22 protein-coding genes and 1 riboswitch are annotated in these 25939 nt (G+C 75.0%); of the genes, 14 read left to right on the forward strand and 8 right to left on the reverse strand.

All coding sequences use genetic code 11. The features are described 5' to 3' along the window. Positions 1 to 85: 85 nt before the first annotated feature. The 6 genes from L6241_RS09050 to L6241_RS09075 are packed head-to-tail and all read right to left on the reverse strand — an operon-like array spanning position 86 to position 6610. Entirely contained in the window at positions 86 to 622 is a 537-nt protein-coding gene (locus tag L6241_RS09050) for an NUDIX hydrolase family protein (RefSeq protein WP_368245852.1), read from the reverse strand. Between the two features lie 43 nt (positions 623 to 665). Then, a complete protein-coding gene (locus tag L6241_RS09055) occupies positions 666 to 1514 on the reverse strand; it encodes an ECF transporter S component (RefSeq protein ID WP_368245853.1) in 849 nt (282 codons plus the stop codon). Next, positions 1511 to 3139: an ABC transporter ATP-binding protein gene (locus L6241_RS09060; RefSeq protein ID WP_368245855.1), complete on the reverse strand. Its 1629-nt coding sequence runs from the start codon at positions 3137 to 3139 to the stop codon at positions 1511 to 1513. Before L6241_RS09060 ends, L6241_RS09055 begins: the two co-directional genes overlap by 4 nt. Continuing rightward, a complete protein-coding gene (locus tag L6241_RS09065) occupies positions 3136 to 4281 on the reverse strand; it encodes an energy-coupling factor transporter transmembrane component T (RefSeq protein ID WP_252974870.1) in 1146 nt (381 codons plus the stop codon). Before L6241_RS09065 ends, L6241_RS09060 begins: the two co-directional genes overlap by 4 nt. Continuing rightward, the gene (locus L6241_RS09070) at positions 4278 to 5288 is read right to left on the reverse strand and encodes a hypothetical protein (RefSeq protein WP_368245856.1); all 1011 of its coding nucleotides are present in this window, start codon (positions 5286 to 5288) and stop codon (positions 4278 to 4280) included. The genes L6241_RS09065 and L6241_RS09070 overlap by 4 nt, the downstream gene beginning before the upstream one ends. An 11-nt stretch (positions 5289 to 5299) precedes the next feature. Continuing rightward, on the reverse strand, positions 5300 to 6610 hold the full coding sequence (locus L6241_RS09075; protein ID WP_368245857.1) for a prenyltransferase/squalene oxidase repeat-containing protein: 1311 nt from the start codon (positions 6608 to 6610) through the stop codon (positions 5300 to 5302). Between the two features lie 105 nt (positions 6611 to 6715). Then, a riboswitch (cobalamin riboswitch) is annotated at positions 6716 to 6783 on the reverse strand. Positions 6784 to 7120: 337 nt separating this feature from the next. Here L6241_RS09075 and ileS point away from each other — a divergent pair. The 4 genes from ileS (at position 7121) to L6241_RS09095 (ending at position 14199) form a co-directional block, all read left to right on the forward strand. Next, the gene (ileS, locus tag L6241_RS09080; protein WP_368246073.1) at positions 7121 to 10414 is read left to right on the forward strand and encodes an isoleucine--tRNA ligase; all 3294 of its coding nucleotides are present in this window, start codon (positions 7121 to 7123) and stop codon (positions 10412 to 10414) included. 101 nt (positions 10415 to 10515) lie between these two features. Next, positions 10516 to 12120: a phytoene desaturase family protein gene (locus L6241_RS09085; RefSeq protein WP_368245858.1), complete on the forward strand. Its 1605-nt coding sequence runs from the start codon at positions 10516 to 10518 to the stop codon at positions 12118 to 12120. Continuing rightward, on the forward strand, positions 12117 to 13340 hold the full coding sequence (locus L6241_RS09090) for an SDR family NAD(P)-dependent oxidoreductase (RefSeq protein WP_368245859.1): 1224 nt from the start codon (positions 12117 to 12119) through the stop codon (positions 13338 to 13340). The genes L6241_RS09085 and L6241_RS09090 overlap by 4 nt, the downstream gene beginning before the upstream one ends. A gap of 16 nt (positions 13341 to 13356) precedes the next feature. After that, positions 13357 to 14199, forward strand: coding sequence for an SMP-30/gluconolactonase/LRE family protein (locus L6241_RS09095; protein ID WP_368245860.1), 843 nt, complete (start codon positions 13357 to 13359; stop codon positions 14197 to 14199). 117 nt (positions 14200 to 14316) lie between these two features. Here the strand turns inward: L6241_RS09095 and L6241_RS09100 are convergent, their stop codons facing one another. Both L6241_RS09100 and L6241_RS09105 read right to left on the reverse strand, forming a co-directional pair. Further along, complete coding sequence (locus tag L6241_RS09100) at positions 14317 to 14823, reverse strand: SRPBCC domain-containing protein (RefSeq protein ID WP_068273853.1); 507 nt, start codon at positions 14821 to 14823, stop codon at positions 14317 to 14319. Continuing rightward, positions 14820 to 15152 carry a helix-turn-helix domain-containing protein gene (locus L6241_RS09105; protein WP_191682219.1) on the reverse strand — a complete coding sequence of 111 codons (333 nt, stop codon included), beginning with the start codon at positions 15150 to 15152 and terminating at the stop codon, positions 14820 to 14822. Before L6241_RS09105 ends, L6241_RS09100 begins: the two co-directional genes overlap by 4 nt. A gap of 79 nt (positions 15153 to 15231) precedes the next feature. Here L6241_RS09105 and L6241_RS09110 point away from each other — a divergent pair, with 79 nt between their 5' ends. The 10 genes from L6241_RS09110 (at position 15232) to L6241_RS09155 (ending at position 25920) form a co-directional block, all read left to right on the forward strand. Beyond that, on the forward strand, positions 15232 to 15879 hold the full coding sequence (locus tag L6241_RS09110) for an ATP-binding cassette domain-containing protein (protein WP_368245861.1): 648 nt from the start codon (positions 15232 to 15234) through the stop codon (positions 15877 to 15879). After that, complete coding sequence (locus L6241_RS09115) at positions 15876 to 17159, forward strand: hypothetical protein (protein ID WP_368245862.1); 1284 nt, start codon at positions 15876 to 15878, stop codon at positions 17157 to 17159. The genes L6241_RS09110 and L6241_RS09115 overlap by 4 nt, the downstream gene beginning before the upstream one ends. 164 nt (positions 17160 to 17323) lie before the next feature. Further along, on the forward strand, positions 17324 to 18820 hold the full coding sequence (locus L6241_RS09120) for a folylpolyglutamate synthase/dihydrofolate synthase family protein (RefSeq protein ID WP_191563269.1): 1497 nt from the start codon (positions 17324 to 17326) through the stop codon (positions 18818 to 18820). Positions 18821 to 19015: 195 nt separating this feature from the next. Further along, positions 19016 to 20701, forward strand: coding sequence for a DHA2 family efflux MFS transporter permease subunit (locus tag L6241_RS09125; RefSeq protein ID WP_368245863.1), 1686 nt, complete (start codon positions 19016 to 19018; stop codon positions 20699 to 20701). Then, entirely contained in the window at positions 20698 to 21096 is a 399-nt protein-coding gene (locus L6241_RS09130; RefSeq protein WP_083968604.1) for a DUF4233 domain-containing protein, read from the forward strand. The genes L6241_RS09125 and L6241_RS09130 overlap by 4 nt, the downstream gene beginning before the upstream one ends. 36 nt (positions 21097 to 21132) lie before the next feature. Next, positions 21133 to 21561, forward strand: coding sequence for a nucleoside-diphosphate kinase (gene ndk, locus L6241_RS09135; protein ID WP_123090927.1), 429 nt, complete (start codon positions 21133 to 21135; stop codon positions 21559 to 21561). Between the two features lie 22 nt (positions 21562 to 21583). Next, positions 21584 to 22612, forward strand: a complete 1029-nt coding sequence (locus tag L6241_RS09140) for a rod shape-determining protein (protein WP_251718439.1) — start codon at positions 21584 to 21586, stop codon at positions 22610 to 22612. A gap of 22 nt (positions 22613 to 22634) precedes the next feature. Continuing rightward, entirely contained in the window at positions 22635 to 23381 is a 747-nt protein-coding gene (gene mreC / locus L6241_RS09145; RefSeq protein WP_368245865.1) for a rod shape-determining protein MreC, read from the forward strand. Then, on the forward strand, positions 23378 to 23866 hold the full coding sequence (locus L6241_RS09150; RefSeq protein ID WP_123090924.1) for a rod shape-determining protein MreD: 489 nt from the start codon (positions 23378 to 23380) through the stop codon (positions 23864 to 23866). The genes mreC and L6241_RS09150 overlap by 4 nt, the downstream gene beginning before the upstream one ends. Before the next feature lie 26 nt (positions 23867 to 23892). Beyond that, entirely contained in the window at positions 23893 to 25920 is a 2028-nt protein-coding gene (locus tag L6241_RS09155) for a peptidoglycan D,D-transpeptidase FtsI family protein (RefSeq protein WP_368245866.1), read from the forward strand. The last annotated feature ends 19 nt before the right edge of the window (positions 25921 to 25939 follow it).

Genomic DNA, 25939 nt, shown 5'->3' on the forward strand with positions numbered 1-25939 from the left:
GGGTCACCCGAGAAACATGTGACGTGTGTGGCGAGCCCCAGTGGGCCTCAAGTGCCCTCGGGCGAAGGGGGCCCGGGCGAGGGGGTCAGACCGGGTGGCCGAGGTGGGAGAGGGCCTGGCGCAGGAGGACTCCGTGGCCGCCGCCCATGTCGGCGAGCAGGCCCGGCTCGGAGGCCTCGCTCGGGGTGAGCCAGGACAGGTCGAGCGCGTCCTGCTGGGGGGCGCAGTCGCCGCCGACGGGCACGACGTAGACCATCGCGACGGCGTGCTGGCGCGGGTCGTGGAAGGGCGTGACCCCGGGGGTGGGGAAGAACTCCGCCACGGTGAAGGGCTGGGGGCTCGGCGGCACCTGCGGCAGGGCCATCGGGCCGAGGTCCTTCTCGAGGTGGCGCACGAGCGCGTCGCGGATCCGCTCGTGGTACTGGACCCGACCGCCGACGAGCTCGCGCTCCATCCGGCCGGTGTCGGTGGCCCGCAGGAGCAGCCCGACGGTGGTGATCTCGCCGCTCTGGTCGACGCGCACGGGCACGGCGACGACGTAGAGCATCGGCACACGGCCCCGCACCGACTCGAGCTCTTCGCGAGGCAGCCAGGCCTCCTGGCGGTGGGTCTCGGTCGACATGGCCCCGATCCTGCCAGAGCGGGCGGCGGCCCGACGCACGGCGTCAGCCGGGCTGGTCCTGCGGCCCCTCGAAGCGTCCCTGCGCGTCGAAGGCCGCCTTGCGCGAGGCCCGCCGCAGCGCGCCGAGGACGGCTCGACCGGTAAGGCAGACGAGGAGCACGGTGGTCAGCGCCCGCCCGATGTCCCACCCCAGCGAGGTCGACACGGAGAAGACGAGGAAGCGCTGGAGGTTCTCCAGCGCCGGCGCCCCGGGCACGAAGGTGATCGCGCTCTCGCCCTGGACGGTGAAGGGCCAAAAGGCGAAGTTCAGCGCGACGCCGTAGAGCAGCGCGGCGAGCGCGCCGTACCCGGCGAGGAGCGCGATCTCGGCGCGCCCCCTCGCCCGCGGCAGCAGCCCCGCGCCGAGCCCGACCCACGCGGCACCGAGCATCTGGAAGGGCAGCCACGGGCCGACGCCGGCCGTGAGCAGCGCCGACGAGAAGAGCGTCGTCGTGCCGAGCACGAAGCCGAAGCCCGGCCCGAACACCCTCCCGGCCAGCACGAGGAGGAAGAAGACGGTCTCGACCCCCGCGGTGCCCGCGCCCATCGGCCGCAGGATCGCGCCCACGGCCGAGAGGACCCCGAGCATCGCGACGGCCTTGACGTCGAGCCCGCCCTCGGCGACCTCGGCGAGGACGACGGCCAGGACGAAGGGGAGGAGGAGGGCGAGCACGAGCGGCGCGTCGGCGCTGTGCTCGCTCGCCATCTCCGGCGAGATGAGGAGCGGCCAGCCGAAGGCGAGCAGCCCGACGACGCTCGACATGACGACCGCGGCGGTCGACCACGGCCGCAGCTGCACGGCCCGGACCCGGTGGCCGTCGACGACCGGGCGCGGCGGGCTCGTCGTGCTCATCGCCGAGCCTCGAGCTGCGCGCGGACCTCGGCGACGGTGAGGTAGCCCGCCGGGGCGGTGATCTTCGCGACCTGGGGGGCGAAGGCGGGGGAGGCCAGGACGACGTCGGCCGTCGGGCCGTCGGCGACGACCTCGCCGGCCGCGAGCAGGAGCACCCGGTCGGCGCTCTCGGCGACGAACTCCACGTCGTGGGTCGAGCACAGCACCGCGCGCCCGCTCCGGGCGAGCCGGCGCACGGCGTCGCGCAGGGCGGCCTTCGCGGTGTAGTCGAGCCCGCGCGTCGGCTCGTCGAGGAGCAGGACCGGCGGGTCGGCGGTGAGCTGCACCGCGAGCACGAGCGAGAGGCGCTGACCCTCGGAGAGGTCGCGGGGGTGGCGCTCGCCGGGGATGCCCGGGGCGAGGGCGTCGAGGTGCGCGCGAGCCGTGCCGGGCGCGGCGTCGCTCTCGCGGTCGGCCTGCGCGAGCTCGGCGTCGACGGTGTCGAGGTAGAGCAGGTCGCTCGCGGTCTGCGGGACGAGACCCACCCGGGCGCGACGCTGCGCCGCGCCGAGGTCGGCCGTGTCGGCCCCGTCGACGCGCACCCGCCCCGCGGTGCGCGGGCCGGAGCCCTGCAGCGCCCACAGCAGGGTCGACTTGCCGCTGCCGTTGCGGCCCATGAGCGCGGTGACGCTGCCACGCGGCAGGACGATGTCGACGTCCTGGACCGCGACGAGGTCGTCGTAGCGCACGCTCACCCCGCTCGCCTCGAGCACCGGCTCCGTGGCGACCGGCAGGACCGGTGCCGGTCGGGGCGCCAGCTCGCGCCGCAGGGAGACGGCGGCGCGGCGGGCGTCGCGCACCGACAGCGGCAGCGGGTCCCACCCGGCGACGCGGCCGAGCTCGACGACCGGCGGCGCCACGGTCGCGGTGCGCATGACGCTCGCGGGCGACCCGTGCTCGACCCGGCCGTCGACGACGTGGAGGACGGAGTCGGCGTGGTGGAGCACCCGCTCGATGCGGTGCTCGGCGATGATCACCGTCGTCGCGAGGTCGTGGACGAGCCGGGTGATCGCGGCGAGCACGTCCTCGGCGCCCGTCGGGTCGAGCGCCGACGTCGGCTCGTCGAGGACGACGACGCGTGGGTGGCAGGTGAGGACGGCTCCGATGGCGACCCGCTGCTGCTGACCCCCGGAGAGGTCGCGCAGCGGCGCGTCGCGCAGGTCGGCGATGCCGAGGACGTCGAGGGTCTCCTCGACCCGCTTGCGCATCGTCGCGGGCGGCAGCGCGAGCTGCTCCATGCCGTAGGCGAGCTCGGCCTCGACGGTGTCGGTGACGAAGCCGGCGAGGGGGTCCTGCCCGACGACACCGACGACGTCGGCGAGGTCGCGCGGCCGGTGGGTGCGCGTGTCGCGCCCGGCGACGACGACCCGCCCCGAGAGGGTGCCGCCGGTGAAGTGGGGGACCGTGCCGTTGATCGTGCCGAGCAGGGTGCTCTTGCCCGAGCCGGTCCGACCGACGACGACGACGAGCTCGCCCTCCTCGATCTCGACGTCCACGTCGCGCAGCACCGGCTGCGTCGCGTCGGCGTAGGTCACCCCGACGTGCTCGAGGACCACGGCCGGCCCGTGGTGGCTGCCCGTGCTCATGCGCTCTCCTGCGGGGTCGCGACGGCTCGGGCAGGGGCGCCGGAGGCGCGGCGGGCGGCGCTCGCCCGGGTCACCGGCGGGAGCGGGGTGAGCACCCCGGGCAGCGCGGCGACGAGGAGCCCGAGCGCGGCCGTCCACGGCAGCGCGGGCGCCCCGAGGGGCTGCAGGGGCAGCGACAGGCCGAGGGGGTCGAGCTCCTGGGCGGCGAGCACCCCGGCGGCGCCGGCGACGCCGCACGCGAGGACGAGCCACTCCGCGCCCCGCCACGGGTCGGGCCGGTAGACGGTGCGGTGCACCGCGGCGCTGCCCAGCCGCAGCCCGAGCGCGCCCAGACCGATCCCGCCGACGAGCATCGGCGTGCCGATCCACGCCGGGCTGCGGGTGTCGAGCAAGCCGTAGACCCCGAGGCAGATCGCGAGGAGGGACGCGAGGGTGACCCCGCTGACGAGCCGCCGGTGGCGAAGGGGGACGTCGCCGCGCCGGCCGTAGCCGCGCGAGTCCATCGCCGAGGCGAGCATGAGGGAGCGGTCGAGGGTGTCCTGCAGGACCGGCATCGCGACCCGGCGGAAGGCGCGCAGACCCCGCCCGGCGTCACCGCGCAGTCGCCGCGCCCGCAGCACCCGCTGGACGGACTCGGCGAGCTGGGGGGCGACGGTGATCGCGACGACGACGGCGGCCCCGATCTCGTGGAGCGCACCGGGCAGCGCCGCGAGCAGCCGCTTGGGGTTCGCCAGCGCGTTGGCCGCCCCGACGCACAGGATCATCGTCGCCAGGCGCAGGCCCTCCAGACCCGCGGCGAGGAGCCCCTCGAGACGGACCGTGCCCAGCAGGTCGATGCCGGCGGCCCACGAGGGCAGGGTCGCGCTCGGCAGCTCGAGCAGCACCGTCTCGCCCCACTTGAGGCCGAGCAGGACGTGCAGGACGAGGCGCAGGACGACGACGAGGACCCCGAGCCAGACGTAGAGGCGGAAGGCCCGGGCCCACGGGGTGCTCGGACGGCGCGACACGACGACGAAGGTGACGACCGAGATCGCGAGGAGCAGCAGCAGCGGGTTCGTCGTCGCCGAGACGCCGACCGCGAGCGCGATGGCCCACAGCCACCAGGCCCCGGGATGCACCGCCCGGGGGAGGGGTGGGGTCACGCGCGGCGACGACGGGCGGCGACCACCGCGCCCGCGCCGAGGAGGGCGACGAGCCCGAGACCGGCGAGCGCCGGCAGGGCGGAGGGGCCGTCCTCCTCGCGCACCGGGGTGCTCGTCGGCAGCACGTCCTGGGGGGCGCCGGCCGTCGCGCCGGCGGAGCTCGAGGAGCTGCTGCGGGACGCCGACGGGCTGCGCTCGCGGGTCGAGCCCGATCGCGTCGACCCGGCGGTGGCGCTCGCGCGGCCGCTCGAGGACGCCGAGGGGGTCGAGGTCGCCCCGGGAGCCGGGGCGGACCCGTCGGTGGTCGCCCCGGGTGCGGCGGAGGGGGTCGAGCCCGGCGCGGGAGCGCCGCCGCCGGTCGCCCCGCCGCCCGAGCCACCAGCACCCGAGCCCTGGGTGCTCGAGCCGGAGCCCGAGACGCCGGAGCCCTGGGTGCTCGAGCCGGAGCCCGAGCCGCCGGTGCCCGAGCCACCTGAGCCACCCGAGCCGGTGGACCCGCCACCGGCGGCGCCGGTCGACGAGGGTGCCGCGCGCGGCGCGGGCGCCGGGGCGGGCACCGACCACGCCGGCGCCGACCCGGCACCGAAGCGCCAGCCCTGGTAGCTGCCGGGCGCCGGGTCGCTCTGCGGGCTGTACGCGCCGTAGCTGCTGTAGGCCCACGACCCGCCGGCCTCGGCTCGCCAGAAGGACCACGAGGCGCTGCCCGGGGGCGTGCGCACGCACGGGTCGCTGCTCGGCTGCCCGCTGATCCGGCACACGAAGCCGGGCTGGGTCTGCACGTCGGTGACGGTGAAGCCCGCCTTCTTCAGGGCGTCGGCCCCGGAGGTCGGGTCGCCCGGGGCGCAGCGCACGTCGACGCCACCCGAGTACTGCACGACGACGGTGACGCCGGAGGTGCCCTGGCACGCCGCGGCCTGCCCCGGCGCGGCGCTCACCGCGAGCGCCGGCGCGACGAGCAGCGTCGCGGCGGCGCCCCGGGCGAGCAGGCGGGTGGTCGTCGTCATCACGGGCCCGGGTCTCAGCGGTGCGCCCCGCGGCGACGCGAGCCCACGAGGGCGCCGGCACCGACGAGGGCGAGGATCCCGGCGCCGACCCAGCCGGCGCCGCCGAGGCCGCCGTCACGGGCGTCGTCGGTCTGGACGACCTCGGGTCGGGTGGGCTCCTGGCCGGGGGTCGTCGGGCGTGCGGTCGCGGTGACCGTCGTCGTGCTCGTCGACGGCTCGTCGCTCGGGTCGGTCGTGCTCGGGTCGCCGGGGGTGGGCTCGTCGGCGCAGTCCAGCGCGACGGGAGCCGCGGCCGCGCCGTCGGACGTCACGTCGAGGTAGGACACGTCGGTGCTGCCGAGCAGGGCCTGGGCGGTCGAGCGGTTGAGCTGGTCGCTCGGCTGCGTCGAGGCATCGGCGGCCGCGGCGTCGGCCGGGGTGTAGGCCAGGGCGCCGGCGACGTCCGGGGACTCGCAGCCCAGGCGCACGGAGTCGAGGAAGCCGCGCGCGGAGGTCAGCGCGTCGGTGCGACCGGCGAGCCGGAAGGCGACCGCGGCCAGACCGGTGGAGTTGGAGTTCTCCTCGCTCGTCGAGGTGCCGCCGCCGACCCCGCCGTCCTCGCCCTGACGGGCCTGGAGGTAGTCGACCGCCTCGGTGATCGCCGCGTCCTGGCCGCCGGCGCCCGAGAGGGCCTGGACCGCGACGGAGGTCGCGTCCGGGTCCGAGGTGCACGCGCCGGCGTTCTCGAGGGCGAAGCCGCCGTCGGCGCACTGCCGGGTGAGCAGGAAGTCCACGGCCTCGTCGGACACGTCGACGCCGTGGCGCTCGAGCCCGATGATCGAGAAGGACTGGCCGAGGGTGTTCGAGTAGTCGACGTACCGCGAGTCGTCGGTGAACTGCCCGCTCGCCTGCTCGCGGGCCTGCAGCGCGCCGAGGTAGTCGGTGCCGCCGACGGTCCCGCCGAGGCCGCGCGAGGCGGTGAGCGTCAGCAGCTTGCCGGTCGCGCCGACGTAGAGCTCGTCGCCGGCGCTGCCGGTGTAGGTGCCCGCCGCGCCGAGGACGTAGTCGGTCGAGGCCTGCGACTGGTCGCCGGCGGTGCCCGTGGCCTGCATCGCGAGGATCGCGTCGATCGTCACGCCGGGGTCGTCGTAGGACTGGTCGCCGTAGCTGACGCTCAGGCGGTCGTCGTTCGCCTCGAGCTGGGCGGCGAGGTAGGCCGCGGAGGTCGTCGCGCTCGGCTGCTCGGCGGCCTGCGCGGCGGGGGCGAGCGCGAGGGTGGCGGCCGCGGCGAGGGCGGAGCCGGTGAGCAGGGTGGCGAAGGGGGGACGGCGTGACGTGAGGGGCACGGTGGTCTCTCTCGGTCGGGTGGCGAGCTGGTCTGCACCCGGCACCGAGATGACGGGCTCGACCCGTGGTCCGCGACGGGTGGTGTGCTGAGCCCGCGCAGGCCAGGCGTTCCGACTTCGGCACGAGGTGCCGTCACGGCTGCGGGACAGTGCCGGGATCTCACCGGCTTCCCCTGGGGCTGCGCGTCCCGCCCCGGCGACGGGGCGAGCACCATCAGGCTACGCCGGTCGCGGCGGTGCCCACTACACTGCTCGTAGCGTCTGAGCCGTCATCAGCGGCGAGCTGTCCGGAAGAACGGGACGCGACCCCTTCGCCCGAGGTGTCGCTCCTCACTAGAACCGGACGGGTGGGCCCGTCACAGCCCTCATGAGCGGTCGGCAGCACCCCCTCGCCCGCGAAGGGGTGGTGACGGCAAGCGAGGTGGTACCGCGGTGCCGCCGAGACCGGGAGGTCGCGGCGACGTCGTCCTCGTCGACGACGACCGCGACGACCCGCTGGAGCCACAGCCGATGACCTACCCCAAGGCCTCCACCCACCCCGGCGCCGCCCTCGGCGTGCCCGCGAGCCCCTCCTTCCCCGCGATCGAGGAGGGCGTGCTCGCGTACTGGGAGGGCGACGACACCTTCCGCGCCTCCGTCGAGCAGCGCGCCTCCACGACGCGCGCCGACGAGTTCGTCTTCTACGACGGGCCCCCCTTCGCCAACGGCCTGCCGCACTACGGCCACCTGCTCACCGGCTACGTCAAGGACGTCGTCCCGCGCTACCAGACGATGCTCGGCAAGCGGGTCGAGCGGCGTTTCGGCTGGGACACCCACGGGCTGCCCGCCGAGCTCGAGGCGATGCGTCAGCTCGGCCTGAAGACGACCGACGAGATCCGCGAGCTCGGCATCGAGCGCTTCAACGACGCATGCCGCGAGTCGGTCATGCGCTACACGGGGGAGTGGCGCGACTACGTCACCCGTCAGGCGCGGTGGGTCGACTTCGACGACGACTACAAGACGATGAACCCCGACTTCATGGAGTCGGTCATGTGGGCCTTCAAGAGCCTGCACGACAAGGGCCTGGTCTACGAGGGCTTCCGCGTGCTGCCCTACTGCTGGCAGGACGAGACCCCGCTGTCGAACCACGAGCTGCGGATGGACGACGACGTCTACCAGCAGCGTCAGGACCCCGCCGTCACCGTCGGCCTGACGATGGACCCCACGGGCGAGGACCCGGTGCTCGACGGCGCCCGGCTGCTCGTGTGGACGACGACCCCCTGGACCCTGCCGAGCCACCTCGCGGTCATGGTCGGCTCGACCATCGACTACGTCGTCGTCGAGGCCCCGGTGCCCGGGACCGACGAGACCGGCAAGTTCGTCCTCGCCGAGGCGCGCCTGGGCCACTACGCCCGCGAGCTCGGCGAGGAGCCGACCGTCCTCGGTCGGTACACCGGGGCCGAGCTGCTCGGGCGGACGTACACGCCCCCCTTCGCCTACTACCTCGGGCACGAGCGGGCCTTCCGCGTCGTCGCCGCCGACGACGCCGTGACGACGACCGACGGCTCGGGCCTGGTGCACACCGCCGGCGCCTTCGGCGAGGTCGACAAGGAGGTCACTGACCGCGAGGGCATCGCCGCCGTCATGCCGGTCGCCAAGGACGGGCGCTTCACCGCGCCGGTCGCCGACTACGAGGGCCTGCAGGTCTTCGACGCCAACGGCCCGATCATCGACGCCCTGCGCGCGACGACGCGCGGCGAGGCGAGCGGCGGGGTCACCCCCGGCACGGTGCTGCTGCGCCGCGAGACCTACGAGCACTCCTACCCGCACTGCTGGCGCTGCCGCCAGCCGCTCATCTACAAGGGCGTCGAGTCGTGGTTCGTCGAGGTCACGGCGATCAAGGAGCGGATGCTCGCCAACAACGAGCAGATCACCTGGACGCCCGAGCACGTCAAGCACGGGCAGTTCGGCAAGTGGCTCGAGAACGCCCGCGACTGGTCGATCACCCGCAACCGCTTCTGGGGCTCCCCGGTGCCGGTGTGGAAGTCCGACGACCCGGCCTACCCGCGCCTGGACGTCTACGGCTCCTTCGAGGAGATCGCGCGCGACTTCGGCCGGCTGCCGCGCAACGAGGCCGGTGAGCCCGACCTGCACCGCCCGTGGGTCGACGACCTCACCCGGCCCAACCCCGACGACCCGACGGGCCGCTCGACGATGCGCCGCGTCGAGGACGTCCTCGACGTGTGGTTCGACTCCGGGTCGATGAGCTACGCGCAGGTGCACTACCCCTTCGAGCAGCGCGAGTGGTTCGAGGAGCACTTCCCGGGCGACTTCATCGTCGAGTACATCGGGCAGACGCGCGGCTGGTTCTACACCCTGCACGTCCTCGCGACCGCGCTCTTCGACCGGCCGGCCTTCTCGAGCTGCATCAGCCACGGCATCGTCCTCGGCAACGACGGCGCGAAGATGAGCAAGTCGCTGCGCAACTACCCCGACGTCCGCGAGGTCTTCGACCGCGACGGCGCCGACGCGATGCGCTGGTTCCTCATGAGCAGCCCGATCCTGCGCGGCGGCAACCTCGTCGTCACCGAGGAGGGCATCCGCGAAGGGGTCCGCCAGGTCCTCCTGCCGCTCTGGAGCAGCTGGTACTTCTTCAGCCTCTACGCCAACGCCATGCCCGGTGGGTACGAGGCGCGCTGGTCCACGGCCTCGACCGACCCGCTCGACCGCTACCTGCTGGCGAAGCTGCGCGAGCTCGTCGTCGACGTCCGCGAGCGGATGGACGCCTACGACATCGCCGGGTCGTGCGACGCCGTGCGCGGCTTCACCGACGTGCTGACCAACTGGTACATCCGGCGCTCGCGCGAGCGCTTCTGGGCGACGGGCGAGGACACGAGCGACGCGCAGGCCGCCTTCGACACGCTGCACACGACGCTCGAGGTCCTGTGCCGGGTCGCGGCGCCGCTGCTGCCGCTGACGACCGAGGAGATCTGGCGGGGCCTGACCGGCGGGCGCTCGGTGCACCTCGCCGACTACCCGGACGCCGCGGACCTGCCCGAGGACCACGCGCTCGTCGTCGCCATGGACACGGCTCGCCAGGTCTGCTCGACCGCGTCCTCGCTGCGCAAGTCCAACAAGCTGCGCACCCGTCTGCCCCTGCGCGACCTCACGGTCGTCGTCCCGGGCGCGGCCGCGCTCGCCCCCTTCGGCGCGATCGTCGCCGACGAGGTCAACGTGCGCCAGGTCAGCCTGCTCGACCTCGATGACCCCGCGGCCGACGGCTTCGGGGTGACCCAGCGCCTCACGGTCAACGCGCGCGCCGCCGGGCCGCGCCTGGGTCGCGAGGTGCAGCACGCGATCAAGGGCAGCAAGACGGGCGACTGGTCGGTGGCCGAGGACGGCACCGTCACCTCCGGCGGGCTCGCGCTCGTCGAGGGGGAGTACACCCTCGAGTCGGTCGTCGCCGACGACGGCTCGAGCAGCCGCGCGACGGCGATGCTGCCCGGGGGCGGCTTCGTCGTCCTCGACACCGAGGTCACCGAGGAGCTCGCCGCCGAGGGCCTGGCCCGCGACGTCGTGCGCGCCGTCCAGGACGCGCGCAAGCGCGCCGGGCTCGAGGTCTCGGACCGGATCAGCCTCACCGTCACCGGCAGCCAGCGGCTGTGGGAGGCGACCCTGGCCCACCAGGGCCTCGTCGTCGAGGAGACGCTCGCCGCCCAGTTCGGCGCCGCTCCCCAGCTCGAGGCGCTGCCCGTCGGCGAGGGCGTCGTCGAGACGACCCTGTCCGAGGGCGAGACGGTGCGCATCAAGGTGACGCGCCTCTAGCAGCCGCCCCCGGGGCCTGACTGCCTCCCTTCGGGGGGAGGCGCTCACGGCCCCGGGGAGCAGGTGCGTTGTTAGCGTCGCCGCATGACAGAAGCGCAGCGATGACCTCAGCCGTGGCCGACGCCGTCGTCGTCGGCGGTGGGCCCAACGGGCTCGTCGCCGCCAACCTCCTCGCCGACGCCGGCTGGGACGTCGTCCTCCTCGAGGGCGCCGACGAGGTCGGGGGAGCGGTGCGCAGCGCCGAGGTGGCCGCGCCGGGCTTCGTCTCGGACCTCTTCAGCGCCTTCTACCCGCTCGCCGCGGCGAGCCCGGTCATCTCCGGGCTGCACCTCGAGGAGCACGGCCTCGAGTGGGTGGACGCGCCGTCCGTTGTCGGCCACGCCCTGCCCGACGGCCGGTCCGCCGTCATCGAGCGCGACGCCGAGGCGACCGCCGCCGGTCTCGAGGCCGATGCGCCGGGCGACGGCGCCGCGTGGCTGCGGATGGTCGAGCACTGGCGCTCCGTGCGCGACCCCCTGCTCGACGCGCTCTTCACCCCCTTCCCGCCCGTGCGGGCGGGCCTGCGCCTCGCGCGTCAGCAGCGGGCCGCAGGTCTGATCGAGCTGGCCCGTCTGGCCACCGTGCCGGTGCGCCGGCTCGGCGAGGAGTCCTTCGTCGGCGAGGGCGGCCGCGTGCTGCTCACCGGCAACGCGATGCACAGCGACCTGCCGCCCGACGGCGCGGGCAGCGGCTTCTTCGGGTGGCTGCTCGCGATGCTCGGCCAGGACGTCGGCTTCCCGGTGCCGCGAGGCGGCGCGGGCGAGCTCGCGCTGTCGATGGCCCGCCGGGCGACGGCGCGCGGCGTCGAGATCCGCACCGGCAGCACCGTCGACACCGTGCTCGTCGAGCACGGCCGGGCGAGCGGCGTGCGGCTGCGTGATGGCAGCACGGTGCGGGCGCGTCGCGCCGTGCTCGCCGACGTCGGGGCGCCCCACCTCTACCGCGAGATGCTCGACCCGGACGTCGTGCCCGACCGGCTCCTCGCCGACCTCGAGCGCTTCGAGCTCGACGCCGGCACGCTCAAGGTCAACTGGGCGCTCGACGCGCCGGTGCCGTGGGCCGCCCCGGGTCTCGCCGGCGCCGGCACGGTGCACCTCGGCGTCGACGAGGACGGCCTGCTCGAGGTCTCGAAGGACCTCGCCCTCCACCGGGTCCCGCGCCGCCCCTTCCTGCTCTTCGGGCAGATGACGACCGCCGACCCCACCCGCTCGCCCGAGGGCACTGAGTCGGCCTGGGCCTACACCCACCTGCCCGTCGGCACGCACGACCCCGCGGTGGTCGACGAGCACGTCGAGCGCATGCGCCAGGCGGTCGAGCAGGTCGCCCCGGGCTTCGCCGGTCACGTCGTCGGCGAGCACGTCCAGTCGCCGAGCGACCTCGAGCACTGGGACCCCAACCTCGTCGGGGGCTCGGTCAACGGCGGCACCTCGGCGCTGCACCAGCAGCTCTTCATGCGCCCCACCCCGGGCCTGGGTCGCTCGGAGACCCCGGTCCCCGGTCTCTACCTCGCGAGCGCGTCTGCCCACCCCGGCGGCGGGGTGCACGGGACGTGCGGCTCGAACGCCGCTCGTGCTGCGCTGTCCGCCCACGGGCGGCTCGGGGCCGTGCACCGGGCGGTGGTGCGCACCGCCTGGTCCCGCGTGCTCACGACGGGGGGCCGGTCGTGACCGCCCGGGTGGCTCTCGTCACCGGCGCGGGCAGCGGCATCGGCCTGTCCGTCGCCGAGCGGCTCGCGGCCCAGGGCCACGTCGTCGTCCTCGTCGGCCGCGGCGTGCCCGCGCTCGAGCGGGCCCGGGCCGCGTGCGAGCGGGTCGGCGGCTCCGCCATGGTCGTGCCCGCCGACGTCCGCGACGCCGAGGCGGTGCGGTCGGCCTTCGAGACCGCGGCGAGCCTGGGCCGCCTCGACGCCGTCGTGCACAGCGCCGGGGTGCTCAGCTACGGGCGCTTCGAGGACGTGCCTGCGGAGGTCTTCGAGGCCGCGATCGACACGACGCTGCTCGGGACGTCGCGCGTCTTCCGCGAGGCGCTGCGGATCTTCCGCAGCAGCGGCGGCGGTCGCTTCGTCGTCGTCGGGTCCGTCCTCGGCAAGGTCGTCGTGCCCGAGATGTCGTCCTACGTCACGGCGAAGTGGGGTCTGCACGGGCTCGTGCGCACCCTGCAGGTCGAGCACCGGGGCGACCCGGACGTCGAGATCTCGCTCGTCTCGCCCGGCGGGGTCGACACCCCGATCTACCGCAGCTCGGGCACCTTCTCGGGCCGCCACGGCCGCCCGCCCGAGCCGGTCGCCGGTCCGGACAAGGCCGCCGACGCGGTGATGGCCTGCCTCGAACGACCCAGGCGCGAGGTCGACCTCACCTGGACCAACCACGTCATCGTCCTGGGCTCGCGGCTCCTGCCGTGGCTCTACGACGCGGCCGTCGGGCCCCTCGCCTCACGCGTGGCCCAGCAGGCCGGCCGGGGCGTCGAGCCGACGGCGGGCAACGTGCTCGAGCCGCGCGACGTCCCGCCCGAGGCGGACGACCCGCCCGGCTCCCTGCCGGTCCGGCGCACCGTCGCCGCGCCGGCCGACCGGGTGTGGGAGGTCCTCGCCGACCCCGCCCGTCTCCAGCAGTGGCTCCCCGGCGCCCGGGTGCACGAGAGCGAGGACGGACGCCACCTCGTCCTCGGCGCGCAGGGAGCCGCCGGGCCGACCCGCGTCAGGGTCGAGGTCGAGCCGGACGACGGGCCGTCGTGCACGGTGACGATCCGCCAGGACGTCGTCGACGGGCCGGGTCGGGTCGTGCCGCGCCTGGCCCGGCAGGGCGCGGTCGTCGTGCGCAGCACGCTGGCGCTGCGCCGGCTCGCCGATCTCGCCGAGGCCCCGCAGCGCGACCTCGGCTCCGCCTGACGGCAGGATGGCGGGCATGCAGGCCGAGCAGATCACCGACCCCGTCGCCCATCACGCAGAAGGCCCGGTGTGGTCGCCCCGGTGGGGCGGCCTGCGCTGGGTCGACATGGTCGCCGGCGACGTGCTCAGCCTGGCGCCCGACGGCTCGGTCGCCCGTCGCCATGTCGGCACCGTCGTCGCGGCCCTGCGCCCGCGCACCCGCGGCGGCGCCGTCCTCGCGCTCGAGCGCGGCTTCGCCCTCGAGGACGCGGACGGGACGGTGACCCCCCTTCGCGACCTGTGGTCCGGACCGGTGCGGATGAACGAAGGGGGCTGCGACCCCGACGGCCGCTTCTGGTGCGGCTCGATGGCCTACGACCAGAGCGAGGGGGCCGCGAGCCTCTACCGCCTCGACCCCGACGGGTCGACGAGCGTGCAGCTGACGGGCGTGACGATCTCCAACGGGCTCGAGTGGAGCCCCGACGGCGCGCTGGCCTACTACAACGACACGCAGACCGGACGGGTCGACGTCTTCGACTACGACCGTGAGAGCGGGCTGACCGGGCGGCGCCCCTTCGTGGAGGTCGCCGACGGCGGGCACCCCGACGGCCTGACCGTCGACGCCGAGGGCGGGGTGTGGACCGCGATCTTCGACCAGGGCGTCGTGCACCGCTACGACCGGGCGGGCCGGCTCGACGAGGTCGTCGAGGTCGAGGCGCGGCAGGTGACGGCGTGCACCTTCGGCGGGCCCGCTCTCGACGAGCTGTACGTCACGACCTCGCGCGAGGGGCTCGAGGAGGGCGACGACCCGCTCGCCGGCTCGCTCTTCCGGGTCTCGCCTGGGGTCCGAGGTCTGCCGGCCCGCGAGTTCACCGGCTGACCCCCCCTTCGCCCCTCGCCGAGGTATGGCGATCGGTCGGGGTGGTGGGCCACGTCACGACCGATTGCCATACCTCGGCGAAGGGGGAGGGCGGGGGCCGGGGAGCGGAGGGGCGGGTCAGGAGGCGGAGGCCTGGCGCTCCCAGACGCCGCGCTCCATCGGCTCGCCCCGCTCGAGGACGGTCTTGATGCCCGAGAGCACCCACGGCCAGCCGCCGCCGCCCAGACCGGACGGGTCGGGGTTGCCGGCCACCTGCTCGGCGGTCTGCGGCCGGTCGGTGACGTCGTGGGTGAGGGTGAGGCGGGTCGCGCCGTCGGCGGTGACCTCGATGTCCCAGGTGAGCGTGCCCGCGGGCTCCTCGGGGATCCACACCGGCGCCCAGGTCTGCACGAGCCGGCGCGGCGGGTCGCTCTCGAGGACCTCGCCGGTGACGACGACCTCCGGCATGCCCATCTCGAGCATCTGCTCGCTCGCGTGGTGGCGGAAGTCGCCGCCGGGCCGCAGGTCGTAGGAGACGTCGCCCGTGTAGCCGTACATGCGGCTCATCTCGGGGGTGGTGATCGCCTGCCATACCCGCTCCGGGGTGGCGTCGATGAAGATGCGGTACATCTGGGTCTGGCTCATGGTCGGTCCTCCAGGGCTCTCTTGAGGTCGAGCAGCGCGGAGGCCCGCGCCGCCGTGTACTTGCCGATCCAGCGCTCGTGGATCGTCTGGATCGGGACGGCGTTGAGGAAGTGGTGCTTGCTCCGTCCCTCCTTGCGCGTGACGACGAGGCCCGCCTCCTCGAGCAGCCGCAGGTGCTTGGCCACCCCGAACCTCGTCATCTCCACCTGGCCCTGCACGACCTGCTCCAGCTCGGACTGCGTCTGCCCGCCGCGCTCGTGCAGCGCGTCGAGGAGCAACCGGCGGGTGGGATCCGCCAGTGCTCGGAAGACGAGGTCGTCATCGGCCATGCGTCGAGATTAGGTGACCAAAAGGTCACATGTCAACGGGAGCGAAGGGGTGAGCCGCCCCCTGGGTAGCCTGCCGCCCATGGATGCTCCGGCGCGGGTCGAGATCGAGGACGTCGGCGTGAGCATCGGGCCGCGCCCGCTGCTCGCCCCCGTGAGCGCGACGGTCGAGCCCGGTCGCTGCCTCGCCGTGCGGGGCGACAACGGCACCGGCAAGACGACCCTGCTGCGGGTCGTCGCCGGGGCGCAGGCCCCCAGCACCGGCGAGGTGCGCGTCGCGGGCACGCGGGTCGACGCCCGGTCGTCCGGGCTGCGCCGCCGTCTCGGCGGGCTGCTCGGGCCCAGCGCGATCTACCCGGACCTCACCGTCTACGAGCACCTCCTGCTCGTCGACGCGTCGTGGGGCGGGGACCCGGCCACCGTCGAGCAGCGGGTCGACGAGGTGCTCGACGGGCTGACGATCGGCGGGCTCGCCGACCGCTTCGTCACCGAGCTGTCCTCGGGGCAGCGCCAGCTCGCCGACATCGCACTGGTGCTCTTCCGCCCCGCCGACCTGCTCGTCCTCGACGAGCCCGAGCAGCGCCTCGACGAGGACCGGCGCCGCGTCGTCGCCGCGCTGCTCCGCGAGCGGGTCCGGTCCGGCACGACGATGCTCCTCGCGACGCACGACCCGCTCCTCGCCGAGACCGTCGCCGACGACGAGCTCGTCCTGCGCCCGGCCGAGGCGTGAGCGAGCCGGTGGCGGCCCCCGCGCCGCCCGACGACGGGCCCGGCCGCGAGTCGGCGGGGAACTCGCGACGTCTCGTGTCGGACGCGCTCGCCGTCGTGCGTCGCGGCGCGCAGCTGACGAGCGTCGGCTCGGTCGCCTACGTCGTCTACGTCGTCGTCCTCCTCGGCGCCGTCTACCTCTTCCCCTACGGGCACGTCGTCTTCGCCGCGCTCGGCCGCTCCGGGCTCGTCGACGTGCTCACCGACCCCGTCGGGGCGGGGGCTCTCGTCCTCGCCGTCGTCGCCGCGCCCGTCGTCGCGAACCGGGTGGGCCGGGTGCGCGGTCCCGTCGCGCCCCCGATGCTGTGGGTGCGCCACGTCGTCGCCGGTCCGGCCGACCGGGCGGTCTCGCTGCGACGCTGGTGGCTGCTGCTCGGCGGTGCGGTGCTCGCCGCTGCTGCGGCGCTCGGGCTGCTGCTCGCCCTCGCGCTGTGGTCGGCCGCCGTCGTCGGGCCGCTCGGCGCGCTCGGCGTCACCGCCGCCTCGGTGCTCCTCGGGGCCGTCGTCGCCCGTGCCTGGCTGGCCGGGCAGGTCGCCGCCGACGGCGGGGGGCACCCCCTTCGTCCCGCCGACGCGCTGCGGCGGCTCACCGAGCAGGGGCTCGGTCGTCAGCGCGACCGGGGCGAGGGCGTCTACGGGTCCTTCCTGTCCGGGCAGCGCACGGCGCTCGTGCGCGAGCTCGGCGGGCGGCCGCCGCGCCACCTCGGCCGGCTGCGCCCTGGTCGGGCGATGCTGCTGCGCCGAGACCTCCTCGCCGTGCGGCGCGGCCCGGGGCTGGCCCGCGCGGCCCTGCTCCTCGCCCTCGGGGGGCTGGGGGTCGGTCTGCTCACGCCCCGCTCGGCCGTCCTCGGGGTGCTCGCATCGCTCGTGCTCTACCAGGGCGTCGTCGCGTGGGCGACGGGGCTGCGCGGGCAGTCCGCGCCCCTCGTGCCCGTGCTCGGGTGGGGACCACGGCGCGAGACGCTCGGCCATCTCGTCCTGCCCGGGGTGGCTGCGCTCGTCGGGGGCCTGGTCGCCGTCGCCGCGGCGACGGCGCTCGGCGACCCCGGCGTGACGACGGCCCTCGTCGCCGTCCTCGTGCCGCTGCACCTGTGGGTCGTCACGTGGACGACCCACCGCGCCGCCCCTCCGCTCGTCACCGTCATGCCGCAGTCGGTGATCCCCCGTGTCGTCGCGTGGTGGCTCCTGCCCGCAGGTGTCCTCGTCGGCGTCCCGGCCCTCGCGGCCTACCTCGCCGTCTGACCCCCTCGCCCTCGCCCACCCCTTCGCCGAGCACCGCTCCTCGTCCGTGAGCACCGCTCCTCGCCGGGCCGCGACGAGCGGGTCTCGCGGACCACGAGCGGTGCTCAGCGCACAGGGGGGGAGGTGGCGCGAAGGGGGGTCGCGGCGGTGGGAGGATGGCGGGCATGCCCAGTGGTGACCCGCAGGCCGCGCAGAAGGCGGCCGCCCAGCAGCTCGAGATCCGCAAGCAGATGCGTCTGGTCGAGGAGGCAATCCTCGCCCGCACGCCCGAGCACGACCTCCAGCCCAGCCTCGACCGGATCCAGGCCGTCATGGACCTGCTCGGGGAGCCGCAGCGCACCTTCCCCGCGATCCACGTCACCGGCACGAACGGCAAGACGAGCACCGCGCGCATCATCGAGGCGGTCCTGCGCGAGATGGGCCTGAAGACCGGGCGCTTCACCAGCCCCCACCTGCACGACATCCGCGAGCGGATCAGCATCGGCGGCGAGCCGATCAGCCGAGAGGACTTCCTCGACGCGTACGCCGACGTCCTGCCCTTCGTCGAGGCCGTCGACACGAAGTCGGTCGCCGAGGGCGGCCCGCGGATGACCTACTTCGAGGTCGTCGTGGCCGTCGCGTACGCGGCCTTCGCCGCTGCCCCGGTCGACGTCGCCGTCGTCGAGGTCGGCATGGGCGGGGCGTGGGACGCGACGAACGTCATCGACGCCCCCGTCGCCGTCATCACCCCCGTCGACCTCGACCACCAGCACTTCCTCGGCGACTCCGTGCTCGACATCGCCGGCGAGAAGTCCGGGATCATCAAGGCCGACGCCATCGTCGTCTCCGCCGAGCAGGAGGAGGACGTCGCCGAGATCCTGCGCGAGCGGGCCGAGGAGGTCGGCGCGCGCATCGTCTTCTCCGGCCGCGAGCTCGGCATCACCGCCCGCGACGTCGCCGTCGGCGGCCAGCAGATCTCCTTCACCTCGCTCGCCGGCGAGCACGAGGACCTGCTCCTCGGGCTGCACGGCGAGCACCAGGCCCACAACACCGTGCTCGCGGTCTCCGCCGTCGAGGCCTTCGTCGGCGGGGGAGAGCAGCGTCTGTCGCAGGACGTCCTGCGCCCCGCGCTCGAGCAGGTCACCTCGCCCGGTCGTCTCGAGATCGTGCGCCGCAGCCCCACCGTCATCGTCGACGCCGCGCACAACCCGCACGGGGCCCGGGCCCTCGCGGCCGCGCTCGCCGACTCCTTCACCTTTACGCGACTCGTCGGCGTCATCGGCATCCTCGCCGACAAGGAGGCCACCGAGATCCTCGAGATCCTCGAGCCGGTCCTCGACCACGTCGTCGTCACCCGCACTACCTCGCCGCGGGCGATGTCACCGCGCGCGCTGGGGGCCGCGGCCGAGGAGGTCTTCGGCGAGCACCGCGTGACCGTCGTCCCCGAGCTGCCGGACGCGCTCGACCGCGCCGCGGAGCTCGCCGACGACGGGGGAGTGGGCGGCGGCGTCCTCGCCACCGGCTCGGTCATCACCGCTGCCGAGGTGCGCCTGCTCCTCGGCCACGGCGGCGAAGGGGAGCCCGCCCGCACCCTCGACCGGGGTGCCCCGGCCCCGGTGCAGGACGACGGCGACGCCGCAGACATCCTCGACGACGTCTTCGGCGACGGCGACGAGGACTGACCTCCCCGCCCCGGCGGGAATACGACGGGGTGCGAAGGGTTTGGACGTCCGACCAGACCCCGCAGTAGCCTGGTCGCACCGGTGCAGTCTGTGCACCTTCGTCGGCCCTGACCTCCGCACACGCGAGGTCGGCCCCCTTCGCGCCGTCCGGGCATCCTCGGACCGGCCCCTCTGCCACGAGAGAGTCATCACCGCATGTCCTCAACCGCTCCTGCCGGGACGCAGGCGTACCCGGAGAAGATCGACGCGGCCGTCCTCAAGGTCGCCGGCGTCGTCGTGCTCGGCGCCATCATGTCGATCCTCGACATCACGGTCGTCAACGTCGCCCTCCCGCACTTCCAGACCGACCTGGCCACCGGCCCGGACCCGCTCCAGTACTCCACCGTCGCGTGGACCGTCACCGGCTACACCCTCGCCCTCGCGACGGTCATCCCGCTCACCGGCTGGGCGGCCGACCGCTTCGGCACCAAGCGCCTCTACCTCACGGCGGTCGCGCTCTTCGCCATCGGGTCGACGCTGTGCGCCTTCGCCCCGAGCATCGAGGCGCTCATCGGCTTCCGGGTCCTGCAGGGGCTCGGCGGCGGCATGCTCATGCCGCTCGGCATGACGATCATGACCCGCGCCGCGGGCCCGCAGCGGATGGGCCGGCTCATGGCCATCCTCGGCGTCCCGATGCTCCTCGGCCCGATCGGCGGCCCGATCCTCGGCGGCTGGCTCATCGACAACGCCCACTGGCTCGGGCGCCCGAGCTGGACGTGGATCTTCCTCATCAACCTCCCCATCGGTGCCGCGGCCCTCGTCTACGCCTGGGTCGTCCTGCCCAAGGACTCCGCCGTCCCGAGCGAGTCGCTCGACGTCGTCGGCCTGCTCCTCATGTCGCCCGGTCTCGCGCTCTTCCTCTACGGCGTGAGCTCGATCCCCGACACCGGCACCATCCTCGCGACGAAGGTCCTCGCGCCGGCGCTCGTCGGCATCGTCCTCATGGCGGCCTTCGCCTGGTGGTCCTTCAAGCCCGAGCACCCGCTGCTCGACCTCAGCCTCTTCACCAACCGCAACTTCACGGTCGCGGCGCTGACGATGTTCCTCTTCGCGGCGGCCTTCTTCGGCGGGCTGCTCCTCGTGCCGACGTACTTCCAGCAGGTGCGCGGCGAGGACACCTTCACCGCGGGCCTGCTCCTCGCGCCGCAGGGCATCGGCGCGCTCATCACCATGCCGATCGCGGGCGCGCTCGTGGACAAGATGCCGGTCGGGCGTATCGTCCCCTTCGGCATCGCCCTCATCACCGGAGGCATGTTCGCGCTCACCCAGATCGACGCCGAGACCTCCTACTGGGGCTACATCATCCCGGTGCTCTTCGTCATGGGTCTGGGCATGGGCGGGACGATGATGCCGCTCATGACCTCGGCGCTGAAGACGCTCACCGCCCACCAGGTCGCGCGGCTCGACGCTGCTCAACATCACCCAGCAGGTCGCCAGCTCCTTCGGCGTCGCGATCATCTCGGTGCTGCTGACGAACTCCATCGAGTCCCGTCCGCTCGTCGACCAGGCGCAGAAGTACGGCGACGCGGCGAAAGGGGCCACCGACCCGAACCAGGTCCAGCAGCTCCTCGAGCGCTTCCCCGAGGTCGCGCGGGTCATCGGTCAGGTCGCCGACCCGGCGCGCGCCCAGGAGGTCCTCATGGCGGCGGTCCGCTCCGACCTCGCCGGCGCCTTCGCGAGCACGTACTGGGTCTCGGGCGGGCTGTGCGCGCTCACCCTCGTCGTCGCGCTCTTCCTTCCGCGCAAGCGCGAGGAGAGCCACCTGCTCGACGGGGACGAGGACGCCGAGCCGGTGCACGTGGCGATGCACTGACCCACCTCGCATACCCTGGTCCGTCATGAGCACCATCGACGGACCCCGGCGGCCCGGCGCGATCGCGTCGGGCCGCTTCACGTGGCGCATGCTCGCCACCGTGCTCGGCGGGCAGTCGGTGGTCATCTTCCTCGGGGCCCTCGTCGCGCGGGGCTTCGCCGGCAACGACAGCTCGGCCACCCCCTTCGTCGTCATGTGCGTCCTCGCGGTCGCCTGCGCCGTCGCCGCCGGTCTCGTGCGCCGGCCGGGCGGGGTCGCCATCGGCTGGGCCGTCCAGCTGGCCACGGTGCTCTGCGGCTTCCTCGTGACCTCGATGTTCGTCGTCGGGCTCATCTTCGGCGCGCTGTGGCTGCTCTGCCTGCGGGTGGGGCGCCGCGTCGACGCCGAGGACGCCGAGCGCGCCCGCGCCGCCGGCGGGGCCTGAGCGGCGCCCACGGCGCACGCCGATAGGGTGGCGCCCGTGACCACCGAACGCTCCCTGATCCTCGTCAAGCCCGACGGCTACCGCCGCGGCCTCACCGGTGAGGTCCTGCGCCGCATCGAGGCGAAGGGGTACACCCTCGTCGCCCTCGACGTCACCTCCGCGACCCAGGAGCAGCTGGCCGCGCACTACGCCGAGCACGAGGGCAAGCCCTTCTACCAGCCGCTCGTCGACTTCATGTCCTCCGGCCCGCTCACCGCGGTCGTCGTCGAGGGCGAGGACTGCATCCGCGGCTTCCGCTCGCTCGCCGGCGCGACGAACCCGACCGAGGCTGCCCCCGGCACCATCCGCGGCGACCTCGGGCGCGACTGGGGCCTGAAGGTCCAGCAGAACATCGTCCACGGCTCGGACTCCCCGGAGTCGGCGGCGCGCGAGATCGCGATCTGGTTCCCCCAGCTCGCGTCCTGACGCGACCTCGTCCGCAGCGCTCGTGCCGTCCCGTCGGTGGCTCCCCGGCCGTGACCTCGCCCTCGACCTCGGCACCGCCAGCACCCTGATCCACCAGCAGGGACGCGGCGTCGTGCTCGACGAGCCGAGCGTCGTCGCCCTCGCGGCCGACTCCGACGAGGTCCTCGCGGCCGGCCGCGCGGCCAAGGAGATGCTCGGGCGCACCCCGGGCTCGATGCGCTCGGTGCGACCGCTGCGCGGCGGGGTCATCCACGACCCCGACGTCGCCGAGCGCATGCTGCGCGTCTTCGCCGACACTGTCGGCGTCTCCTCGGTGCTGCGACCCCGCGTCGTCGTCTGCGTGCCGAGCACCGTCTCGCCGCTGGAGCGCCGGGCCGTCGAGGACGTCGCGCTGCGGGTCGGCGCCCGCCGCGTCTACGTCGTCGAGGAGCCCGTGGTGGCGGCCATCGGCGCGGGCCTGCCCCTCACGGGGAGTGACGCCTCGACCGTCGTCGACATCGGCGGCGGGTCGACCGACGCGGCCATCCTCGCCCTCGGGGGCGTCGTCGCCTCGCGCTCCGTGCGCGTCGGCGGCGAGCGCATGGACGAGGCGATCGCCGCGCACGTCGAGCAGCACTACTCGCTGCTGCTCGGCGAGCGCTCCGCCGAGCACATCAAGATCGAGGCGGGCTCCGCCTTCCCCCTCGGCCAGGAGCGGCGCACCCGGGTCCGCGGCCGTGACCTCGTCACCGGGCTGCCCCGCACGGTCGAGATCGGCTCGTCGGAGGTCCGCCGCGCCCTCGACGCCCCTGTACGGGCCGTCGTCGACCTCGTGCGCTCGCTCCTCGACGCCAGCCCGCCCGAGCTCGTCGGCGACGTGCTCTCACGAGGTGTCGTGCTCACCGGCGGCGGCGCCCTCCTGCGCGGGCTCGACGCCCGGCTCGAGCACGAGCTCGGGGTGCCCACGCGCGTCGCCGACGAGCCGCTGCGCGCCGTCGTGCGCGGCGCGGGCCGGTGCGTCGACGACTTCGCCACGCTCGAGCCGGTCCTCGTCGACGGCCGGAGGTTCTGACGTCGTGCGCCGGGGTCTGGCCGTGCTCGTCACGCTCACCGTGCTCCTGCTGCTCCTCGACGTGGCCGGGGGGCCGACCGGCCCTGTCCGCTCGGTCGGGGCGAGCGTCTTCGGCCCGATGCTGCGGGCGACGAGCACCGACGCGGGCGACCCCCGTGACGCCGAGCTGACCCGGCTGCGCCTGCGTGTCGCCGAGCTCGAGGACGAGCGCTCCGCGGGCGAGCAGGAGAGCGAGCTGCGCGACCTCGCGCAGGACCACCGGGTCGACGTCGTGCCGGCGCGGGTCGTCGCCGTCGGCGCCCGGGACGCCCGGGGCGCCGTGCGCGTCACCCTCGACGTCGGCTCGCGCGACGGCGTGAGCACCGACCGGGCGGTCGTCAGCCCCGACGGGCTCGTCGGGCGGGTCGTCTCCGTCTCGCGGTGGACGAGCGATGTCGAGCTGCTCGGTGCCTCGGGCACGAGCGTCGGGGTCCGTGTCGGCACAGCACCGGGCGTGCTCGCCGAGCTCTCCGGGAGCGAGCCGACCCTCGACGAGCGTCCCGGCGAGCTCGCCGTCCGCGCCGTGCAGGAGGGGCGGCTCGAGCCCGGTCAGCAGGTCCGCACCCTCGGCAGCCAGGACGGCCGGCCCTACCCACCGGGCCTGCCCGTCGGCGAGGTCGTCCGGGCGCCCCAGGACGCCACCGGGCTCACCGCCGTCGCGACGGTCCGCCCCGTCGCCGACCTGCCCGCCCTCGACGTCGTCGGCGTCGTCACGGGGACGACGCGATGACGCGCTCGGTGTGGCTGTGGCGGGTGCCCGCCCTCGCCCTCGCGGCCGTCGGCTCGGCCGTCCTCGCGGCGCGCGGCGTGCCCGTTCCCCCCACCCTCGTCCTGCTCGTCGTCGTCGCGATCGGCATGGCCTCGGGCCCTGCTGACGGGATCCTCGCCGGTCTCGTCGGCGGCTGGATGAGCGACCTCGTGCCGCCCGGTGGCGAGATCCTCGGGCTGGCCGCGGCCACCCACGCCGTCGTCGGGGCCGTCGCGGGCGCCGCCCGACGGGTGTCGGGGTGGCCGCTGTGGTGGCCCGGTGCGGTGGCCGCCGCATGCTGGGTGGTCGTCACGGCCGTCCCGGTCGTGCGCGCGCTGACGACCGGTGCGCCCGTCGCCTGGCTCGCGCTGCTCGGTCAGCTCGTCGGCACGGTCGTCCTCGCCGTGCTCCTCACGCCCGTCCTGCTCGCCCTCGACCGCCGGGTCGCCGGCCGCCGCCCCCGGTGAGGCGACCTGCGGTGAGGCGGCCGCCGGTGGGTCGGCGTCCGCTGCGCCGGCGCGCGTCGAGGCGGGTCGGGGCGCGACGCCCCAACCTCCACGCCCGGCTCGTCGCCGTGCTCGCCGTCATCGCGGTGCTCCTCGCCGGTCTCGTCGGACGTCTCGGCCAGCTCCAGCTCGACCCCGCCCCGGTCGCCGCGGGCGACGGCGGTCCGAGCACGAGCACCCAGGTCGTCCTCACCCCGGCTCCCCGCGGGCGCATCCTCGACCGCCGCGGCGTGCCGCTGGCCGACGACGCGGTCCGTCTCGACGTCACCCTCGACCGCGCGGTCCTCGCCGACGAGGACGACGCGGGCCGCTCCTCCCTTCGCGCCCTCGCCCGTGACCTCGGGGTGACGCCGGAGTCGCTGCGCGACCGGCTCACCCTGTGCGGCGCCCCCGACGCCGCGCCCGCGCCGCGCTGCTGGCCCGGGTCTGCCTACGTGCCCGTCACGGTGGCCGAAGGGGTGTCCTCCCGTCTCGCCCTGCGCCTGGGCGAGCGCGGCGACCGCTACCCCGCGGCCGAGGTCGTGACGACCGCGGTGCGGCGCGACCATGAGGTGCCGCTCGCCCCCCAGGTCCTCGGCTACCTCACGCCCGCCGACGCCGCGACCGTCGAGGCCTCGGCGGGGCGCATCCACGACGGCGACCTCGTCGGGCGCGCCGGCCTGGAGCAGCAGTACGACGACGTGCTGCGCGGCGAGCCCGGCTTGGCAGAGGTGCGCGTCGACGCACGCGGCATCGCCACCGGCACCGAGCCCGGCAGCGACCCCGTGCCGGGTGACGACGTCGTCACGACGATCGACGCCCGCGTCCAGCGCGCGACGCAGGAGGCCCTCGCCGAGGGCGTGCGCGACGCGCAGGCCCGAGGGCTCCCGGCCGACGAGGCGGCCGCCGTCGTCGTCGACGTGCGCGACGGGGGAGTGGTGGCCTCGGCGAGCGTGCCGACGTACGACCCGTCCGTGTGGACGGGGGGCATCAGCAGCGCCGAGTACGAGCGCCTCACCGGTCGGCCCGGGTCGACACCGCTCACCGACCGGGTGACGGGCGGGGCCTACCCGCCGGCCTCGACCTTCAAGGTCGTGACGATGCCCGCCGTCGTCGCCCCCGACGAGCTCGACGAGCAGGTCGACTGCGCGTCGAGCGTGCGCATCGGCGACCGCACCTTCCGCAACTTCGAGTCACGGGCGTACGGCCGGATCAGCTGGCACCGCGCGCTCGTCGTCTCGTGCGACACCGTCTTCTACACGAACGCCGAGCGGGTCTGGGAGCGCGCTGGCGGGCTGTCCGGCCGCGACGCCGACGACGCGATCCTCACGACGGCCCGCGACCTCGGGCTCGGCGAGCGCACCGGGGTCGACCTGCCCGTCGAGAGTGCCGGGCGTCTGCCGGGCCGGACCTGGAAGCGCGAGTACTGGGAGGCGACGAAGGACGAGTCCTGCCGCCGCGCCCGTGACGGCTACCCCGACGTCGCCGACGCCACCCGCGCGGCCTACCTGAGGGCGCTCGCCCGCGAGAGCTGCGCGAACGGCTACCAGTTCCGCCCCGGCGACGAGGTCAACCTCTCCATCGGGCAGGGCGACACGCTCGTCACCCCCCTGCAGATGGCCCAGGTCTACGCCGCGATCGCGACCGGCGGCGACGTGCGCACCCCGCGGCTCGTCTCGGCCACGCGCACCGCGCAGGGCGAGCGGACGGCCCGCCCGCTCGTGCCGGCGCGCACCGTCGACCTCGACCCGAGGATGGGGCGCTACCTGCGCTCCGCGCTCGAGGGGGTCGTCACCGAGGGCACCGGTGCCGGGGCCTTCCGCGGCTTCGACCTCGACGCCTGGCCGGTGGCGGGCAAGACGGGCACCGCGGAGGTCTTCGGCGAGGAGGACACCGCGTGGTTCGTCAGCTACGCCCCGGCCGACCGTCCCCGCTACGCCGTCGCCGTCGTCGTCGGCCAGGGCGGCACCGGCGGTGGCACGGCCGCGGGCATCGCCCGCGAGATCCACTCCTCGCTCGCCCGCACGACGCGCTGATCCCCCTTCGCCCGGGGGA

The sequence above is a fragment of the Janibacter sp. Y6 genome, from assembly GCF_040900765.1.
Taxonomy (GTDB): domain Bacteria; phylum Actinomycetota; class Actinomycetes; order Actinomycetales; family Dermatophilaceae; genus Marihabitans; species Marihabitans melonis.